The sequence below is a fragment of the Candidatus Propionivibrio aalborgensis genome, assembly GCF_900089945.1.
Taxonomy (GTDB): domain Bacteria; phylum Pseudomonadota; class Gammaproteobacteria; order Burkholderiales; family Rhodocyclaceae; genus Propionivibrio; species Propionivibrio aalborgensis.
In genome coordinates, this window is the sequence record NZ_FLQY01000010.1 from 14281 (window position 1) to 31827 (window position 17547).

The following is a 17547-nucleotide window of genomic DNA, read 5'->3' on the forward strand; positions in this document are numbered from 1 at the left end:
TCATTCGTCAGCCGTCAGCGCGCGCTTGCTGCCCTGCCTGTCGATTGCAACATAGGTAAGCGTCGCCTCGGTCACCTTGACTGTCATCGGCTGCACGGGATTTCGCTCGGCGAATACCTCGACGTTTACCTTGATCGAGGTTCGACCAGTTGCAACCACTTCGGCAAAGAAACTGACAATGTCGCCAACCGAAACCGGCTGCTTGAAGACAAACGAATTGACCGATACCGTCGCCACGCGCCCGCGGGCGCACCGCATGGCCGCCGTCGCACCGGCGATGTCGACCTGCGACATGATCCAGCCGCCGAAGATGTCGCCGTATTGATTGGCGTCGGCCGGCATCGGCATCACGCGCAGCGCCGGCGAGCCATATGGCATCGAAACCGGTTTGTTGGTTTGGTCGGACATTACGATTCCTTGTTCTCTTGGGCAGAAAAGCTGGTGCTGGTTCGAATGCAACAATTCAGCGTCCCAACAAGCCATCATTTCGACAATTATCTGTTGAGCGCCGACCAGACTAGGCCGCATACTCGACACTACTCCATCGTACCGAAATTGATGAATCAATATGCGCCGTTCTTCTCGCAGTTCCTCCGATTACCCGCCAGCCGCTGGCCAGACGGCGGGCGATTCCCACCTTTGGCGGACCCTGAACAGCCTTGCCCCCTACCTGTGGCAGTACAAATGGCGAGTCCTGCTCGCCTTGTCCTGCCTGTTCAGCGCCAAACTTGCCAATGTTGCCGTCCCGCTTGTCTTCAAGGAAATGATCGACGGGCTGACGCCTCCTCAGCAGGTGCTGGCTCTGCCCGCCCTGCTACTCGCCCTCTACGGCGCGCTGCGTTTTTCTACCTCCCTGTTCACCGAGCTGCGTGAAATCCTCTTCGCGCGCGTGACCCAGCAGGCAGTGCGGCGTATCGCGCTGGAAGTGTTTCGCCACCTTCACGCGCTATCGCTGCGTTTCCATCTTGAACGGCAGACGGGTGGCGTGTCACGTGATATCGAACGGGGCAGCCGTTCGATATCGAGCCTGATCAGTTACACGCTCTATTCGATCCTGCCGACACTGGTTGAGATGAGCCTCGTGCTCGGCATTCTGTTCTTCAAATACGATGGGATTTTTGTGGTGATCACCCTGGTGTCGCTTACCGCGTATGTCGTGTTCACGATCAAGGTGAGCAACTGGCGAATCGGCCTGCGGCGTCGCGTCAATGATACCGACTCGGCGGCCAACACCCGTGCCATTGACAGTCTGCTCAATTACGAGACGGTCAAATACTTCAACAACGAAGAGTATGAAGCCCGACGTTACGACGCGCACATGCGCCAGTGGGAAGATGCGGCCACCAAGAGCCAGATTTCCTTGTCCTGGCTCAACCTCGGCCAGCAGATTGTCATCGCTCTTGGTGTGACTGCGATGATGTGGCGCGCCGCAGCCGGTGTGGTCGACGGAAAAATGACCATTGGCGATCTTGTACTGGTGAACGCCTTCCTGATCCAGCTCTACATGCCGTTGAGTTTTCTCGGGGTGATCTACAGGGAAATTCGTCAATCGCTGACAGATATCGAGCGCATGTTCGATTTGCTGGCGGTGCATCGTGAGATTGCCGACGCTCCGGATGCCACTGACCTGCATGCGGAATCCGTTTCCGTGAGCTTCGAGTCCGTTGAGTTCTCGTACGATCCGAAGCGCAAGATCCTGTTCGGGATCGGCTTTGACATACCGTCGGGGCACACCGTCGCCGTCGTCGGCGAATCCGGATCGGGCAAATCGACGCTGGCTCGATTGCTCTACCGCTTTTATGACGTCGATGCTGGCCGCATCTGCATCAATGAGCGCGATTTGCGGCAACTGACACAAGCCAGTCTGCGCGCAATGATCGCTATCGTTCCGCAGGATACGGTGCTGTTCAACGACAGCATCTACTACAACATCCAGTATGGGCGGCCGGAAGCAAGTCGCGCAGATGTGCTGGCGGCGGCGCGGGCCGCTCAACTCACGGAATTCATCGACCTCCTGCCCGATGGGTATGAAACCCGGGTCGGGGAACGTGGCCTTAAACTTTCCGGCGGCGAAAAACAGCGCGTAGCCATCGCGCGTGCCCTGCTCAAGAATCCGCCGCTGCTGATTTTCGACGAAGCTACTTCGGCGCTCGACTCAAAAACAGAAAAGGCAATTCAGGCCAGTCTGGACAATGCAGCGCGCGGCCGTACCACGCTGATAATTGCGCACCGGCTTTCGACCGTCATGAATGCCGACGAGATTCTGGTCATGTCTGGAGGGCGTATTGTAGAGCGCGGATCGCACTGGTCATTGCTCGTAGCGAACGGTCACTACGCGCGGATGTGGGAGCTTCAGCAACAAGAAGATGAAGAAACGGAGGAGGTAAACAGCGGAACAGCAAATGTGCGCTCGTCCCTCTAGGGTCTGTTGACATTCGCGAGATGCAATAAATGCCGAAGGCATGGGCTGCGCAAAAATTCGTTTACTGTCAATCACTTACAAAGGGGGGTGTTCACAGCGCCTGATTTCTGGTCATATCCTGTCTTTTGCGTGGAGATCAGGATGGTTCGTTATTGGCTTCGAGACGATCAATTCGAGCGTATCGCTGCATTTCTGCCGGGCAAGAAGGGGGATCCGGGGAGAACGGGCAAGGACAACCGCCTGTTTGTAGAAGCGGTTCTCTGGATCGCTCGCACCGGAAGTCCTTGGCGTGACTTGCCCACCGAGTTTGGCTTGTGGAATAGCGTGTATCAGCGTTTTGCACGCTGCTCACGCCAAGGGGTGTGGCATCGTTTGTTCTCCGAACTGGCGCGTGACGCAGATTTTGAAGAGGTCTTTATCGACAGCACCATTGTGCGGGCGCATCAGCACGCAGCCGGGGCTGCAAAAAAAACGGCGACCAAGCCCTCGGGCGGAGCCGGGGCGGACTGAGTACAAAAATCCATGCTTTGGTTGAAGGGCTGGGCTCACTAGCTCGGTTTTCACTGACCGGCGGCGAGGCAGGCGATAGCCCACAAGCCTTGCCGCTAATCAAAGACTTACGGCCAGGATCGCTCAGTGCCGACAAGGCCTACGACAGTGACATCATCATTGAGCATCTGCGGGCGGAAGGGATTGAGGCGGTCATCCCTCCCCGCAGCAATCGGCTGATTCAGCGAACTTTCGACAAGCATCGCTATAAAAGTCGCAACTTGGTTGAGCGATTCTTCTGTCGCATCAAGCAGTTTCGGCGAATCGCCACTCGCTACGACAAGCTGGCAGCACGCTTCGCTTCCTTTGTCGCGCTTGTTGCCGCTGTCATTTGGCTTGACTGAATGTCAACAGACCCTAAACCTGAGCGGAAAAAAAGCCGGGCAAACCCGGCTCTTTCGACAACGCAACAACTACCAGATGCGCTTACGCTGCGTCAGCCTCCGCAACAGCCGTAGCCTCCGGTTGATCGAGCAGCTCGACAAAAGCCATCGGCGCATTGTCTCCGATTCGAAATCCGCACTTCAGGATGCGCAGATAACCACCATTGCGTACGGCATAGCGCGGCCCGATTTCATCGAACAGCTTGACGACGATCTCGCGATCACGTAGCCGGTCGAATGCCAGTCGACGATTCGCAAGACTGGGCTTTTTACCAAGGGTAATGATCGGTTCAATGACGCGCCGCAGCTCTTTGGCTTTCGGAAGCGTCGTCCTGATCGTCTCGTGACGAAGCAGTGAAACAGTCATGTTGCGCAACATCGCCAAACGGTGCGAGCTGGTGCGGTTAAGTTTACGAAGACCCAAACGGTGACGCATTTCGATTCCTTCCAGTTCTTGTCCGGGCCGCTTATTTTTCAAGTCCGGCCGGGGGCCAGTTCTCGAGTTTCATGCCCAGGGTGAGGCCACGTGCGGCCAGCACTTCCTTGATTTCATTGAGCGATTTGCGGCCAAGATTGGGGGTCTTGAGCAACTCGTTTTCGGTACGCTGAATCAGATCGCCGATGTAATAGATATTCTCTGCCTTCAGACAATTGGCCGAACGTACGGTCAATTCCAGGTCATCAACCGGACGCAGAAGCAAGGGATCAACCTGGACCGTCTTCTGATGTTCGATCGGCATTGACGTGCCTTCAAGATCGGCGAAAACCGAAAGCTGCTCCATCAGAATGCGCGCCGCGGTTCGAATCGCTTCTTCGGGCTCGATTACACCGTTGGTTTCGATCTCCATGATCAGCTTGTCAAGATCGGTACGCTGTTCAACGCGGGCACTCTCGACAAAATAACTGACCCGCCGCACTGGGCTGAACGAAGCGTCAAGCACCAATTTTCCAATACTCTTGCTGCCGTCACCGAGCTGCCGCAGATTGCCTGGAACGTAACCGCGAGCCTTCTCAACCTTCAACTCCATGGCCAGTTTGCCGCCTGCAGACAGATGGGCGATCACGTGGTCCGGGTTGATGATCTCGACGTCATGCGAAACCACGATATCGGAGGCACGAACGACACCTTCACCATCCTTGCTCAATTGAAGAACAGCCTCGTCACGGTTATGCAGCTTGAAGACGACACCCTTGAGGTTCAACAGAATATCAACAACGTCTTCCTGCACACCATCGATCGAAGAATATTCGTGCAGAACGCCGTCTATGCTTACCTCGGTTGCGGCAAAGCCCGGCATCGACGAAAGAAGGATGCGCCGCAACGCATTGCCAAGCGTATGCCCGAAACCACGCTCGAAAGGCTCCATCACAACCTTGGCGTGTACCGGTGACAAACTCTGTACATCAATAATGCGTGGTTTCAATAGTCCACTGCTTTGCATGTCTTGTCCTTTGCCTGGTTCAGTCGAGTGGAGCTGCGACTACTTCGAATAGAGCTCGATCACGAGGCTTTCGTTGATCGTCGATGGCAATTCGCTACGCTCCGGGCGAGCCTTATAGGTACCCTTCGCTTCCTTGACATCCACTTCAATCCATTCGGGGAAGCCACGCGATTCGGCGGCGGCAAGCGCAGCCTTGACGCGCAATTGGCTCTTGGCTTTCTCTGCGACCTCCACAACGTCGCCAGGGCGAACCAAGAAAGATGGAATATTCACGCGGCGTCCGTTCACCAGCACTCCATTGTGCCGCACGACCTGACGGGACTCGGAGCGAGAAGCTGCGAAACCCATGCGGTAAGCCACAGTATCAAGACGTGACTCGAGCAACTGGAGCAGGTTTTCGCCAGTGACACCCTTGCGACGATCCGCTTCCTTATAAACCTTGCGGAACTGACCTTCCAGTACGCCGTAGATGCGACGTATCTTCTGCTTTTCGCGCAGGTGAACACCGTAGTCGGACAAACGCTGCCCGGATTTCTGTCCGTGCTGACCGGGGGCGTACGAGCGGCGCTCGATGGCACACTTGTCGGTGAAGCATTTCTCACCCTTCAGGAACAGCTTTTCTCCTTCGCGGCGACACTGGCGGCACTTCGGATCGAGATTACGAGCCACTTTTCTTTCTCCTTATATCCGGCGCTTCTTGGGCGGGCGGCAACCATTGTGCGGGATCGGCGTCACGTCCGTGATTGACGTGATTTTTATTCCGAGCGCGTTCAAGGCGCGAACCGAAGACTCACGACCAGGCCCAGGGCCCTTGATGCGGACTTCGATATTCTTGACGCCACACTCGACGGCCATCTTGCCCGCAGATTCAGCGGCAACCTGCGCGGCAAACGGGGTACTCTTCCGTGACCCCTTGAATCCGGCTCCGCCAGAAGTCGCCCATGACAAGGCATTCCCCTGCCGATCGGTGATCGTAATGATCGTGTTATTGAACGAAGCATGAATGTGGGCGATGCCCTCGGCTACGTTCTTTTTTACCTTCTTGCGAACTTTCGCAGTTGTCTTGGCCATGATCAGGTCCTCTTATTTCTTGCCAGCGATGGCTTTGCGCGGACCCTTGCGTGTCCGGGCATTGGTACGAGTACGTTGGCCACGGCAAGGCAAACCCTTGCGATGTCGTAGACCACGATAGCAGCCAAGGTCCATCAGACGCTTTATGCTTATCGTTACCTCACGACGCAGATCGCCCTCGACAATGAACTTGCCGACACAATCGCGCAAACGATCCATTTCGGCCTCAGTCAGGTCTTTCATTTTCGTGGAACGTGCCACCCCTACAGCATCACAGATTTTCTGTGCGCGGCTACGTCCAATACCGTATATCGCAGTAAGCGCGATCTCGGCATGCTGGTGGTTGGGTATATTTACCCCTGCAATGCGGGCCATCGATTCATCCCAATTATGCGAAACTCAAAGTTAAATCTTCAACCGACTGGTGACTCAATCCGTAGAGTCCCAGCGATCAGCCTTGGCGCTGCTTGTGACGCGGATCCGTACAGATCACACGCACGATTCCGTGGCGCCGAATGATTTTGCAGTTGCGGCAAATACGCTTAACAGATGCCAGCACTTTCATGTTTAACTCCTGATTATCGGCTTCGGGACGCTACACGCCTTCCGCCAAACTACATCTACTTCATAGAGACATTACTTGGCGCGGAAGACAATGCGCGCACGACTCAGGTCATAAGGCGTCAGTTGCACCGTGACCTTGTCACCGGGCAGTATGCGGATATAGTGCATACGCATCTTCCCGGAAATAAAGCCGAGCACAACATGACCGTTTTCGAGCATTACCCTGAATGTCGCATTCGGGAGGTTCTCTACAACCTCTCCCTGCATTTCAATCAAGTCTTCTTTTGCCATACTATCTTGCCGTAAGCCCGGAGCCCTTGAAGTTCGCTTTCTTCAAAAGTCCCTCATACTGATGTGACATGGCATAGGCCTGAACCTGATTCATGAAGTCCATCGTCACAACCACAATGATCAGTAATGATGTCCCGCCAAAGTAGAACGGTACATTCCATTTGAGAATCAAGAACTCTGGCAACAAACAAACGATCGTTATATACGCCGCGCCGACCAGGGTCAGGCGCATCAAAATCTTGTCGATGTAGCGCGCCGTCTGCTCACCCGGACGAATGCCCGGTACAAACGCACCGCTTTTCTTGAGGTTATCCGCAGTCTCCTTGGAATTGAAAACCAGCGCCGTATAGAAGAAGCAGAAAAATATTATTGCCGCAGCGTACAACATTACATAGATCGGCTGCCCCGGAGAAAGAGCCCCGGAGATATCCTTGAGCCACCGCATCGAATCGCTGGCACTGAACCAGCCTGCAATTGTCGCCGGAAACAGGATGATCGATGAAGCAAAGATCGGCGGAATCACCCCCGACATGTTCAGCTTGAGCGGTAAATGCGAGCTTTGTCCACCATAAACCTTATTACCCACCTGGCGCTTCGCGTAGTTGACCAGAATCTTGCGTTGGCCGCGTTCAACGAATACCACAAACGCCGTGACCAGACCCACCAGAAATGTTATCAGCAGTGCCGACAGCGGATGCATCGCTCCGGTACGCACCAGTTCCAGCAAACCCGCAATCGCGTTCGGGAGCCCCGCGGCGATTCCCGCGAAGATGATGATCGAGATACCATTTCCCAGACCGCGTTCCGTAATTTGCTCGCCGAGCCACATCAAAAACATCGTGCCAGTCAATAGCGTCGTCACAGTCATAAAGCGGAACATCATCCCGGGATCAGGAACCAGGCCTGGCTGCGACTCGACAGCAATAGCGATACCAATGCCCTGAAACAGCGCGAGCAAAACCGTGCCATATCGGGTGTACTGCGTGATCTTGCGCCGACCCGCCTCGCCCTCTTTCTTCAACGCCTCAAGTTGCGGGCTGGCGTGAGTCATCAATTGCATGATGATCGACGACGAAATGTACGGCATGATCCCAAGCGCAAATATCGAGAAGCGACTCAAGGCACCACCCGAGAACATATTGAACATTCCGAGAATGCCACCCTGCTGCCTGCTGAACAGATCGCTCAGAACCTGCGGATCAATCCCTGGAACCGGAATATGTGTTCCGATGCGGTAAACAATCAGCGCGCCAAGCAGGAACAGAAGTCTGCGCTTAAGATCGCCATACTTCCCTCCCTTGCCGACTTGAGCTTGTTGTTTAGTTGCCAAGAAACACCGCCATCATCAAGTTGTTATTCAGCAACACTGCCACCAGCTGCCTCGATAGCCGCCTTAGCGCCTTTGGTCGCCCCAACACCGTTCAAGACGACCTTGCGCAGAATCTTGCCAGAAAGAACGACTTTTGCTGACAGCGCATGCTGAGAAACGAGATTGGCCTGCAACAACGTGAGCATATCAATCTCGTCGACCGGCAAGTCATTGATCTCCGACAGCCGGACCTCGACGTTACGCGCATTGGTCAGCGAAACGAAACCTCGCTTTGGCAAGCGACGCTGCAGTGGCATCTGACCACCTTCGAAACCCACCTTGTGGAAACCACCGGCACGAGACTTCTGCCCTTTGTGACCACGGCCGCAAGTTTTCCCCAGACCGGAGCCAATGCCACGTCCGACACGGCGCTTGGCGTGCTTGGATCCTTCAGCTGGCTGAATCGTATTCAGTTTCATCTTAGCCCTCGCACTTCAGAAGGTAGGAAACCTTGTTAATCATTCCACGAACCGCCGGCGTATCCTGCAACTCGGAACTGCTGCTCAGACGGCGCAAACCCAAGCCGCGAACCGTTGCACGGTGCGACTGTTTGGTCCCAATCAAGCTCTTGACCAGCGTGACCCTAACTTTCTTTTCAGCCATGGTTTACCCCAGAATATCTTCGACCGACTTGCCACGCTTGGCTGCAATTTCAGACGGCGTGTTCATCGCCTGCAAACCGTTTATCGTGGCACGAACAATGTTGTAAGGGTTAGTTGAGCCGTGCGCCTTGGCGACCACGTTCGTCATGCCCATAACATCAAATACCGCGCGCATCGCACCACCAGCAATAATGCCTGTACCTTCAGGAGCAGGCTGCATCATGACTACAGAAGCACCGTGACGACCAAAAACAGTGTGGTGCAATGTGCCGCTCTTGAGGCTGACCTTAACCATCCTGCGCCGAGCTTCTTCCATTGCTTTCTGTACCGCAACAGGAACTTCTCGCGACTTGCCCTTGCCCATGCCAACCCGGCCATCACCATCACCCACGACCGTCAGCGCTGCGAAACCAAGGATACGCCCCCCCTTCACAACCTTTGTGACGCGATTGATCGAGATCATCTTCTCGCGCATGCCATCATCGGGCTTCTCAGCTTGCTGCGGTTTTCTGCCTTGTGGTTTTGCCATTGCTTACTCCGATTTCTTTCCGGGCCGCTTAGAATTTGAGACCGGCTTCACGCGCGGCTTCGGCGAGCGCCTTGACACGCCCGTGATACTGGAAACCGCCACGATCGAACGTGACCTGCTCGACTCCGACTTTCTTGGCGCGTTCAGCGATCAACTTGCCGATTGCAGTCGCCGCACCGATGTTTCCACCGTTACTCAGACCCTTGCGCACTCCCGGTTCAAGCGAGGAAGCCGCGACCAGCACCTTCGAGCCACAAGGTGAAAACACCTGTGCATAGATGTGGCTGTTAGTGCGATGCACCGACAAACGCAAAGACTTCAGTTCGGCAATTTTGGCCCGGGTTTTACGGGCTCTGCGCAAACGCGCCTGGTTCTTGTCAATCATTTATGCGCCCTTACTTCTTCTTTGTTTCCTTGAGGATTATCACTTCGTCGGCATATCGCACACCCTTGCCCTTGTAAGGTTCAGGCTTACGATAGGCACGAATCTCAGCAGCCACCTGGCCAACTTGCTGCTTATCCACACCTTTGATCACGATCTCTGTTTGGGTCGGTGTCTCACACTTGACGCCTGCCGGCATCTTGTGAGTAACCGGATGGGAAAAACCCAGTGTTAGGTTCAGCACATCGCCTTGCGCCTGGGCTCGATAGCCCACGCCAACGAGGTTGAGCTTACGCTCGAAACCCTTGCTGACGCCTGTCACCATATTGGCGACAACCGCACGAACAGTTCCGGAGAGGGCAACTGTATTGTCAGCTCCTTCGATGGGCTTGCACACGAGAGTGTCGCCCTCTTTTTCAACCTTGACAGCGGGATTTGCTGCAAACTTGATTGCCCCCAAGGGGCCCTTGACGGAAATGACTTCGGCGCCCAGGGAAACTTCAACACCCTGAGGAAGCACGATTGGATTCTTAGCAACGCGGGACATAATTACCTCTTACGCGACGATGCAGAGCACTTCGCCACCTGTATTGGTAGCGCGCGCCTTGCGGTCGGTCATTACACCCTTGGGCGTGGAAACGATTGCTACACCAAGGCCATTCATAACGCGCGGAATAGCATCAGCGCCTTTGTATACTCGCAGACCAGGCCTTGACACGCGATCTATGCGCTCAATGACAGGGCGCCCGGCGTAATACTTCAATGCAATTTCAAGCGTCGGCTTGCCATCGTTGTCACGTACGGCAAAATCCTCAACATATCCTTCGTCCTTCAGCACGTTGGCAATCGCCACCTTTACCTTGGAAGACGGCATCGCGACAACTGCCTTGCTCGCCATCTGTGCGTTGCGGATGCGTGTCAACATATCGCTGATCGGATCGCTCATACTCATATCGTCTTCTCCTGCCTACCAGCTAGCCTTGGTCATACCAGGGACTTCGCCGCGCATAACGAAATCACGCAATTTACTGCGACCCAGACCGAACTTGCGATATACGCCACGCGGACGCCCCGTCAGCTTGCAGCGGTTACGCAAACGCACTGGGCTGGAATTACGCGGAAGCGCCTGGAACTTCAGGCGCGCCTCAAAACGCTCCTCGTCTGACAGGCTCGAATCATTTAGGACAAGCTGCAACCCTGCACGCTTAACAGCAAATCTTTCTACCGTTTTGCGCCGTTTTTCTTCACGGTTAATCAATGCAAGTTTTGCCATTTTCGCCTCAGTTCTTGAACGGGAATTTAAACGCGCCGAGCAACGCGCGCGCTTCTTCGTCAGTTTTGGCGGTGGTGGTGACACTGATGTTCATACCACGCAACGCATCAATCTTGTCGTACTCGATTTCCGGGAAGATGATCTGCTCCTTGATACCCATGTTGTAGTTGCCTCGGCCATCAAAACTCTTGCCTGAAATGCCGCGGAAATCACGAACACGAGGTAATGCGATCGACACCAGGCGGTCAAGGAATTCAAACATCCGCGGACCACGCAATGTGACCATACAGCCGATCGGATAACCATCACGGATCTTGAACCCGGCAATCGACTTGCGTGACTTCGTTATCACCGGCTTCTGTCCGGCAATCTTCGTCATGTCGCCGACAGCATGCTCAAGCACTTTCTTGTCAGCGACCGCTTCGCCCACACCCATGTTCAGGGTAACCTTGGTAATGCGCGGAACCTGCATGTTCGACTTGTAGCCAAACTTTTTGGTCAGCTCCTGCACTACCGTCTTTTTGTAATAATCCAGTAAACGCGCCATGATCGCTCCTTATGCCCCAACCACTTCGCCGTTCGACCTGAAGATGCGCACCTTGGTACCGTCTTCAAGCAGTTTGAACCCGACTCGGTCTGGCTTCTGGGTCAGCGGGTTGTAGAGCGAAACGTTTGAAACATGCAGCGGCATGTTCTTATCGACGACGCCACCCACCTCACCCTTGACCGGATTTGGCTTGACGTGCTTTTTTGCGCGATTTACACCTTCAACCACGACATGCCCAGCATCAACACGGGCAAGAACCCTCCCCCGCTTCCCCTTATCCTTACCGGCGATGACGACGATTTCATCGCCCTTACGAATCTTGTCCATGGTTGCCCCCTACAGCACTTCCGGCGCCAGCGACACGATCTTCATAAACCGTTCGCCGCGCAATTCGCGTGTCACCGGCCCAAAGATCCGCGTACCAATCGGCTCTAATTTGTTATTGAGGAGTACCGCCGCGTTTTTGTCGAACTTCACCAGCGATCCGTCCGGACGACGCACACCCTTGGCGGTACGAACCACCACAGCGCTGTAAACGTCGCCTTTTTTGACGCGGCCACGAGGTGCGGCATCCTTGATACTCACTTTGATGATATCGCCAACGCCGGCATAGCGACGCTTCGAGCCGCCCAGCACCTTGATACACATCACTGAACGGGCGCCTGTATTGTCGGCGACGTCCAGAACCGTCTGCATCTGAATCATCTATCTCTCCAACTTACCCCGCCACAGCGGTCAGTCTTGGAACCCGTACGGGAGATACGCCTAGCAGGAACAACCGCCCAGCGCGAAAGGTCAGTATTATAGACCTTATTCTTAGAAAAGCAATTTCTAAATTGCAACCGCCTTTTCCAATAGCCTTGTTACCACCCAAGCTTTGGTCTTCGCGAGCGGGCGGCATTCCTGAATCTCTACCAGGTCACCTGATTTCGCCTCATTGTTTTCGTTGTGTGCGTGGTATTTGCTTGATCGAACAATGATTTTTCCATACATGGGATGCTTGACGCGGCGCTCGATGAGCACAGTAACCGTCTTGTCCATCTTGTCGCTGACGACACGGCCCACCTGTGTACGTTTGCTCTCTGTTTCACTCATTGCTTGACCGCCTTTTCACGAAGAAGGGTGCGTACGCGTGCAATATCACGACGGACCTTGCCGATCTGACTGTTGTTCGTTAATTGCTGGGTCGCAATCTGCATGCGCAGGCCGAATTGCGCCTTCAGCAAATCCAGCAGCTCCTTGTTCAGTTCCTCGACGCTCTTAGCTCTAAGTTCACTGGCTTGCATGATCAACCCACCATTCGCGTAACGAAAATCGTCGGGATCGGGAGCTTGGCGGCCGCAAGCGCGAAGGCCTGACGAGCCAGCGCTTCATCCACCCCATCCATCTCGTAAAGCACCTTTCCGGGCTGAATCTCAGCAACGTAATACTCCGGATTACCCTTCCCGTTCCCCATCCGCACTTCGGCTGGCTTCTTGGAAATCGGCTTGTCAGGGAAAATACGAATCCAAATCCGCCCACCACGCTTGATATGTCGCGTCATAGCACGGCGCGCCGCTTCAATCTGACGAGCTGTCAGGCGACCACGACCGGTTGCCTTGAGCCCGAATTCACCAAAGCTCACCTTGGCCCCACGCGTAGCAAGGCCGGTATTCCGCCCCTTCTGCTCTTTGCGGTACTTCCTCTTAGCTGGTTGGAGCATCAGTCGTTCCTGCCTTTCTTACACGTTTAGCTGGAGCCTTCGTCGCAGCTACATCAGCTTCGGTATTCACCACATCAGGCTGAGCATTGGCCTTCACTGTGCGGCTCTTCGGCTTCTCGGCATTGTCAGTGTCCGACGCCGCCGGCTTCGCAACACGACGTGGTCTACGCGCCTGCTCGTCAGTTTCAGTAGCTTCGGGCAATGCGGCGGGCTGCTCATTACGATTCAGGATTTCGCCTTTGAACACCCAAACCTTTACGCCAATGATGCCGTAAGTCGTCAAAGCCTCGGAAGTCGCGTAATCGATATCCGCACGCAGCGTATGTAGAGGCACACGGCCTTCGCGATACCACTCGCGTCGCGCAATTTCTGCACCGTTAAGACGACCCGAACTCATAACCTTGATCCCCTGAGCACCAAGACGCATCGCGTTCTGCATAGCACGCTTCATGGCGCGGCGGAACATGATCCGCTTTTCAAGTTGCTGAGTTATCGAATCGGCAATCAGTTGTGCGTCCAGCTCTGGCTTGCGGATTTCTTCGATGCTGACGTGTACCGGAACGCCCATGATTTTCTGCAGCGCAGTGCGCAAGTTATCGATTTCTTCGCCCTTTTTTCCGATGACCACACCGGGGCGAGCGGAAAATATCGTTACGCGAGCATTCTTGGCCGGCCGTTCGATCAATACGCGACCAACGGATGCGTGCTTAAGCTTTTTCTTGAGGAAATCACGAACCTTGACGTCTTCATTGAGCATGCCTGAGAAATTCTTGCTGTTGGCGTACCAACGCGAGGACCAGTCACGTGAGACTGCAAGGCGAAAACCAGTCGGATGAATCTTCTGTCCCATTGTTATTCCTTAATTTCCGACGGTCAGGAAAATATGGCAAGTCGGTTTGACAATCCGATTGCCACGACCCTTGGCTCGCGCGGTAAAGCGCTTGAGCACTGCGCCCTTTTCGACAAAAATGGTTTTTACCCTAAGCTCGTCAATGTCAGCGCCATCGTTGTGTTCGGCATTGGCAATAGCTGATTCCAGCACTTTTTTGATGATGCCGGCGCCTTTCTTCGGGCTGAATGTAAGCACGCTGAGCGCCTTATCAACAGGCAAACCGCGGATCTGGTCAGCGACCAGCCGACCTTTTTGGTCCGACAACCGAACGCCGCGCAAAGTGGCACGAGTCTCCATATCCATTCCTTTACTTCTTCGCCTTCTTGCCGGCGGTGTGACCCTTGAAAGTACGCGTCAATGAAAACTCGCCAAGCTTGTGGCCCACCATGTTTTCGGTGACATACACCGGGATGTGTTGCTTGCCGTTATGCACCGCAATGGTCAGACCAACAAAATCCGGCAGCACCGTTGAACGGCGGGACCAAGTCTTGATCGGACGCTTGTCGCTAGTCGCTCGTACAGCGCCGATTTTCTTGATCAGATGGGCATCGACAAACGGGCCCTTTTTTACGGAACGTCCCATAGTTCTCTATCCCTTAGCGTTTGTGACGGCGCTGCACGATCATTGAGGTCGTGCGCTTGTTGCTGCGTGTACGATAACCCTTGGTCTTGGTACCCCACGGGCTCACTGGGTGCATACCTGCCGCGGTTTTACCTTCACCACCACCATGCGGGTGATCAACGGGATTCATTACCACACCGCGAACGGTAGGACGAATGCCGCGCCAGCGATTAGCGCCCGCCTTGCCAATGGAACGCAGACTATGCTCACCGTTACCCACCTCTCCGACCGTAGCACGGCACTCGACATGCACCCGACGGATTTCACCGGAGCGCAAACGAATCTGGGCGTAAACACCTTCGCGCGCCAGTAATTGCGCTGAAGTTCCGGCTGACCGAGCTATTTGTGCGCCCTTGCCAGGAACCATCTCAATGCAGTGAATCGTCGTACCGACAGGAATGTTGCGAATTGGAAGGGTGTTACCCGACTTTATCGGCGCCTCGGAGCCACTGACGACCTGCTGACCGACAACCATACCCTTGGGCGCAATGACATAACTACGCTGGCCATCGGCATAACAGAGCAATGCAATATTCGCGGTGCGATTCGGGTCGTATTCAAGGCGCTCAACTTTGGCCGGGATACCGTCCTTGTTGCGCTTGAAATCAACCAAGCGATAGTGCTGCTTGTGCCCGCCACCCTTGTGTCGCGTGGTGATGTGACCATTATTGTTGCGTCCGGCATGTTTCGACTGCGGTTCGACCAGAGACGCCAACGGTTTGCCCTTATGCAGGCTCGGATCGACCACCTTGACAACGGCACGGCGGCCGGGTGACGTCGGTTTGACTTTGACGAGTGCCATTAAGCAACCCCCCCATCGACGAAGTTGATTTCCTGACCGGCCTTCAAACTGACATAAGCCTTTTTCCAGTTCTTTCGGCTACCCATGTAGCGCCCAAACTTTTTTTGCTTACCCTTGACGTTGGCGATCTGCACCGACTCGACCGAAACCTTGAAAAGCAACTCGACAGCAGCCTTGACTTCGGGCTTGGTCGCATCGGACGCGACACGGAAAACCACTTGTTCATTCTTGTCGGCCACATAGGTCGCTTTTTCGGAGACCTGTGGCGCAAGCAAGACTTGCATCAAACGTTGTTGGTTCATCCCAGCATCTCCTCAAACTTGGCAAGAGCGCTCTTTGTCATCAGCACTTTCGGGAAGCGGATCAATGAAACCGGGTCAGCCTCATTGACCTCAAGAACCAGCACGTTGGGCAGGTTTCGCGAAGCCAGAAACACGTTCTCGTCATGGCTTTCGACGAGAACCAGAACAGAGTCGTAGCCCATGCTTTTTATCTTCTGGGCGAAGAGCTTGGTCTTCGGGGCATCGACAGCAATGCTCTCCACTACAGCCAGACGATCTTCGCGCGCGAGCTGCGAAAAGATAGATGCCATGCCGGCGCGGTACATCTTCCTGTTCAGCTTCTGGCTGAAATCCTCGTCCGGCGAATTCGGAAAAATACGACCACCTCCACGCCACAATGGCGAGGACGACATACCGGCACGGGCACGGCCCGTACCCTTCTGGCGGAACGGTTTCGCGGTCGTGTGCTTGACCTGCTCACGATCTTTTTGAGCACGATTACCGCTGCGTGCATTGGCCTGATAGGCGACAACGACTTGATGAACCAAGGATTCGTTGTACTCCCGGCCGAAAAGTACGTCGGACGCCTGCAGGCGATTGGCTTCTTGGCCCTGCTCGTTAATCAGCTTGAGTTCCATTATGCCCCCGCCTTGACTGCAGGACGTACGATCAGATCCGACCCCTTGGAGCCTGGTACCGCGCCCTTGACCAACAACAACTGGCGCTCGACATCGACGCGAATAACCACAAGGTTCTGCTGAGTGCGTTTTGCATCACCCAGATGCCCTGACATGCGCTTACCCGGAAAGACTCTTCCTGGATCCTGATTCATACCGATGGAACCCGGAGCGTTATGAGACACCGAGTTGCCGTGTGAGGCGCGTTGCGATTTGAAATGGTGACGCTTGATGGCGCCAGCGTAACCCTTGCCGATAGTCTGGCCGGTGACATCCACCTTCTGACCGACGGTGAAAATCGACGCGCTGATCTGATCGCCCGGTTTCAGGGTAGCGAGATCCTCGGCGGACGCAGGAAATTCCTTAAGCAGATTACCCGCCTCAACGCCTGCCTTGGCGAGATGACCTGCCAAAGGCTTGCTCACACGCGATGGCCGGCGTTTACCGAAGGCCACCTGGACGGCCGCATAGCCGTCATTCTCAGGCGTTTTGATCTGGGCGACACGATTGTTCGACACGTCGAGCACAGTAACCGGAACGGAAGCACCGTCATCGGTAAAAATGCGCGTCATGCCGACCTTGCGCCCGACAAGGCCTAGACTCATGGTTATTCTCCTCAAGCCGGCTACGATTGGCCGGCTAGCGCTTCAAGTCAAAAGTGGCAACGTCAAGGACGTCACCAAGCGAAAGGCGGCGATTATAGCCGCAATCAGGCAGTTACTGCAACTTAATTTCGACGTCAACACCGGCTGGGAGGTCAAGCTTCATCAGCGCATCGACCGTTTTATCGGTCGGATCGATGATGTCCATCAGGCGTAGGTGGGTCCGGATTTCAAATTGGTCACGCGAACTCTTATTGACGTGCGGAGAGCGCAGGACGTCAAAACGCTGGATACGGGTCGGTAACGGAACCGGTCCCCGAACGACAGCGCCAGTACGTTTGGCGGTCTCAACGATTTCCTGAGCCGACTGATCGATGAGGCGGTAATCAAAGGCTTTCAGACGGATTCGGATTTTCTGGTTTTGCATTTTGGTTTCCAAAGAGCGGCGAGGCAGAGCAGTCGCCCTGCCCCCGAGGTAATGATTACTCGATAATTTTAGCGACGACGCCGGCGCCGACGGTACGACCGCCTTCACGGATGGCGAA

At 54.9% G+C, this 17547-nt stretch carries 31 protein-coding genes and 1 pseudogene; 2 read left to right on the forward strand and 30 right to left on the reverse strand.

The window, feature by feature from the left end; translation table 11 throughout:
• On the reverse strand, positions 1-408 hold the full coding sequence (locus tag PROAA_RS00740) for an acyl-CoA thioesterase (protein ID WP_186409474.1): 408 nt from the start codon (positions 406-408) through the stop codon (positions 1-3).
• Positions 409-568: 160 nt separating this feature from the next.
• On the opposite strand from PROAA_RS00740, the gene PROAA_RS00745 reads away from it, so the two are divergent.
• Both PROAA_RS00745 and PROAA_RS00750 read left to right on the forward strand, forming a co-directional pair.
• Positions 569-2422 carry an ABCB family ABC transporter ATP-binding protein/permease gene (locus PROAA_RS00745; RefSeq protein ID WP_186409475.1) on the forward strand — a complete coding sequence of 618 codons (1854 nt, stop codon included), beginning with the start codon at positions 569-571 and terminating at the stop codon, positions 2420-2422.
• A gap of 141 nt (positions 2423-2563) precedes the next feature.
• Positions 2564-3315: pseudogene (locus tag PROAA_RS00750) on the forward strand (IS5 family transposase).
• Between the two features lie 82 nt (positions 3316-3397).
• On the opposite strand, the gene rplQ reads toward PROAA_RS00750, so the two are convergent.
• The 29 genes from rplQ to rpsJ all read right to left on the reverse strand — a co-directional run bounded on the left by rplQ (position 3398) and on the right by rpsJ (position 17429).
• Entirely contained in the window at positions 3398-3790 is a 393-nt protein-coding gene (rplQ, locus tag PROAA_RS00755; protein WP_186409476.1) for a 50S ribosomal protein L17, read from the reverse strand.
• 31 nt (positions 3791-3821) lie between these two features.
• Positions 3822-4796 (reverse strand): DNA-directed RNA polymerase subunit alpha, encoded by a 975-nt coding sequence (locus tag PROAA_RS00760; RefSeq protein WP_186409477.1) that lies wholly within the window; start codon positions 4794-4796, stop codon positions 3822-3824.
• A 39-nt stretch (positions 4797-4835) separates the two neighbouring features.
• A complete protein-coding gene (gene rpsD, locus PROAA_RS00765; protein WP_186409478.1) occupies positions 4836-5465 on the reverse strand; it encodes a 30S ribosomal protein S4 in 630 nt (209 codons plus the stop codon).
• A gap of 12 nt (positions 5466-5477) precedes the next feature.
• Entirely contained in the window at positions 5478-5867 is a 390-nt protein-coding gene (gene rpsK, locus PROAA_RS00770) for a 30S ribosomal protein S11 (RefSeq protein ID WP_186409479.1), read from the reverse strand.
• 12 nt (positions 5868-5879) lie between these two features.
• Complete coding sequence (rpsM, locus tag PROAA_RS00775) at positions 5880-6242, reverse strand: 30S ribosomal protein S13 (RefSeq protein ID WP_186409480.1); 363 nt, start codon at positions 6240-6242, stop codon at positions 5880-5882.
• Positions 6243-6318: 76 nt separating this feature from the next.
• Positions 6319-6432 carry a 50S ribosomal protein L36 gene (rpmJ, locus tag PROAA_RS00780; RefSeq protein WP_186409481.1) on the reverse strand — a complete coding sequence of 38 codons (114 nt, stop codon included), beginning with the start codon at positions 6430-6432 and terminating at the stop codon, positions 6319-6321.
• A gap of 71 nt (positions 6433-6503) precedes the next feature.
• Positions 6504-6722 (reverse strand): translation initiation factor IF-1, encoded by a 219-nt coding sequence (gene infA, locus PROAA_RS00785; protein WP_186409482.1) that lies wholly within the window; start codon positions 6720-6722, stop codon positions 6504-6506.
• 1 nt (position 6723) lies between these two features.
• Positions 6724-8052: a preprotein translocase subunit SecY gene (gene secY / locus PROAA_RS00790; RefSeq protein WP_186409483.1), complete on the reverse strand. Its 1329-nt coding sequence runs from the start codon at positions 8050-8052 to the stop codon at positions 6724-6726.
• Between the two features lie 23 nt (positions 8053-8075).
• Positions 8076-8510, reverse strand: coding sequence for a 50S ribosomal protein L15 (rplO, locus tag PROAA_RS00795; RefSeq protein WP_186409484.1), 435 nt, complete (start codon positions 8508-8510; stop codon positions 8076-8078).
• A gap of 1 nt (position 8511) precedes the next feature.
• Complete coding sequence (gene rpmD / locus PROAA_RS00800; protein WP_186409485.1) at positions 8512-8694, reverse strand: 50S ribosomal protein L30; 183 nt, start codon at positions 8692-8694, stop codon at positions 8512-8514.
• Positions 8695-8697: 3 nt separating this feature from the next.
• Positions 8698-9222 (reverse strand): 30S ribosomal protein S5, encoded by a 525-nt coding sequence (rpsE, locus tag PROAA_RS00805; protein ID WP_186409486.1) that lies wholly within the window; start codon positions 9220-9222, stop codon positions 8698-8700.
• Between the two features lie 28 nt (positions 9223-9250).
• On the reverse strand, positions 9251-9607 hold the full coding sequence (rplR, locus tag PROAA_RS00810) for a 50S ribosomal protein L18 (protein ID WP_222102036.1): 357 nt from the start codon (positions 9605-9607) through the stop codon (positions 9251-9253).
• Positions 9608-9617: 10 nt separating this feature from the next.
• Positions 9618-10151 carry a 50S ribosomal protein L6 gene (gene rplF, locus PROAA_RS00815; protein ID WP_186409487.1) on the reverse strand — a complete coding sequence of 178 codons (534 nt, stop codon included), beginning with the start codon at positions 10149-10151 and terminating at the stop codon, positions 9618-9620.
• A 9-nt stretch (positions 10152-10160) separates the two neighbouring features.
• The gene (gene rpsH, locus PROAA_RS00820) at positions 10161-10556 is read right to left on the reverse strand and encodes a 30S ribosomal protein S8 (RefSeq protein ID WP_186409488.1); all 396 of its coding nucleotides are present in this window, start codon (positions 10554-10556) and stop codon (positions 10161-10163) included.
• 15 nt (positions 10557-10571) lie between these two features.
• On the reverse strand, positions 10572-10877 hold the full coding sequence (rpsN, locus tag PROAA_RS00825) for a 30S ribosomal protein S14 (RefSeq protein WP_186409489.1): 306 nt from the start codon (positions 10875-10877) through the stop codon (positions 10572-10574).
• Positions 10878-10884: 7 nt separating this feature from the next.
• Positions 10885-11424: a 50S ribosomal protein L5 gene (gene rplE, locus PROAA_RS00830; RefSeq protein ID WP_186409490.1), complete on the reverse strand. Its 540-nt coding sequence runs from the start codon at positions 11422-11424 to the stop codon at positions 10885-10887.
• A 9-nt stretch (positions 11425-11433) separates the two neighbouring features.
• Positions 11434-11751, reverse strand: coding sequence for a 50S ribosomal protein L24 (gene rplX, locus PROAA_RS00835; RefSeq protein ID WP_186409491.1), 318 nt, complete (start codon positions 11749-11751; stop codon positions 11434-11436).
• 9 nt (positions 11752-11760) lie between these two features.
• Positions 11761-12129: a 50S ribosomal protein L14 gene (gene rplN / locus PROAA_RS00840; protein WP_186409492.1), complete on the reverse strand. Its 369-nt coding sequence runs from the start codon at positions 12127-12129 to the stop codon at positions 11761-11763.
• 126 nt (positions 12130-12255) lie between these two features.
• Positions 12256-12519, reverse strand: a complete 264-nt coding sequence (gene rpsQ, locus PROAA_RS00845) for a 30S ribosomal protein S17 (RefSeq protein ID WP_186409493.1) — start codon at positions 12517-12519, stop codon at positions 12256-12258.
• Positions 12516-12710, reverse strand: a complete 195-nt coding sequence (gene rpmC / locus PROAA_RS00850) for a 50S ribosomal protein L29 (RefSeq protein WP_186409494.1) — start codon at positions 12708-12710, stop codon at positions 12516-12518. The genes rpsQ and rpmC overlap by 4 nt, the downstream gene beginning before the upstream one ends.
• A 2-nt stretch (positions 12711-12712) precedes the next feature.
• Positions 12713-13126, reverse strand: coding sequence for a 50S ribosomal protein L16 (rplP, locus tag PROAA_RS00855; RefSeq protein ID WP_186409495.1), 414 nt, complete (start codon positions 13124-13126; stop codon positions 12713-12715).
• Positions 13110-13976: a 30S ribosomal protein S3 gene (gene rpsC / locus PROAA_RS00860; RefSeq protein ID WP_186409496.1), complete on the reverse strand. Its 867-nt coding sequence runs from the start codon at positions 13974-13976 to the stop codon at positions 13110-13112. The genes rplP and rpsC overlap by 17 nt, the downstream gene beginning before the upstream one ends.
• 9 nt (positions 13977-13985) lie before the next feature.
• A complete protein-coding gene (rplV, locus tag PROAA_RS00865; protein ID WP_186409505.1) occupies positions 13986-14315 on the reverse strand; it encodes a 50S ribosomal protein L22 in 330 nt (109 codons plus the stop codon).
• Positions 14316-14325: 10 nt separating this feature from the next.
• Positions 14326-14601, reverse strand: coding sequence for a 30S ribosomal protein S19 (gene rpsS / locus PROAA_RS00870; protein ID WP_186409497.1), 276 nt, complete (start codon positions 14599-14601; stop codon positions 14326-14328).
• A gap of 13 nt (positions 14602-14614) precedes the next feature.
• Entirely contained in the window at positions 14615-15442 is an 828-nt protein-coding gene (gene rplB / locus PROAA_RS00875; protein ID WP_186409498.1) for a 50S ribosomal protein L2, read from the reverse strand.
• Positions 15442-15744, reverse strand: a complete 303-nt coding sequence (rplW, locus tag PROAA_RS00880; protein WP_186409499.1) for a 50S ribosomal protein L23 — start codon at positions 15742-15744, stop codon at positions 15442-15444. Before rplW ends, rplB begins: the two co-directional genes overlap by 1 nt.
• Positions 15741-16361, reverse strand: a complete 621-nt coding sequence (rplD, locus tag PROAA_RS00885; protein WP_186409500.1) for a 50S ribosomal protein L4 — start codon at positions 16359-16361, stop codon at positions 15741-15743. The genes rplW and rplD overlap by 4 nt, the downstream gene beginning before the upstream one ends.
• A complete protein-coding gene (gene rplC / locus PROAA_RS00890) occupies positions 16361-17005 on the reverse strand; it encodes a 50S ribosomal protein L3 (RefSeq protein WP_186409501.1) in 645 nt (214 codons plus the stop codon). Before rplC ends, rplD begins: the two co-directional genes overlap by 1 nt.
• A 112-nt stretch (positions 17006-17117) precedes the next feature.
• The gene (gene rpsJ / locus PROAA_RS00895) at positions 17118-17429 is read right to left on the reverse strand and encodes a 30S ribosomal protein S10 (RefSeq protein ID WP_186409502.1); all 312 of its coding nucleotides are present in this window, start codon (positions 17427-17429) and stop codon (positions 17118-17120) included.
• Positions 17430-17547: the final 118 nt, after the last annotated feature.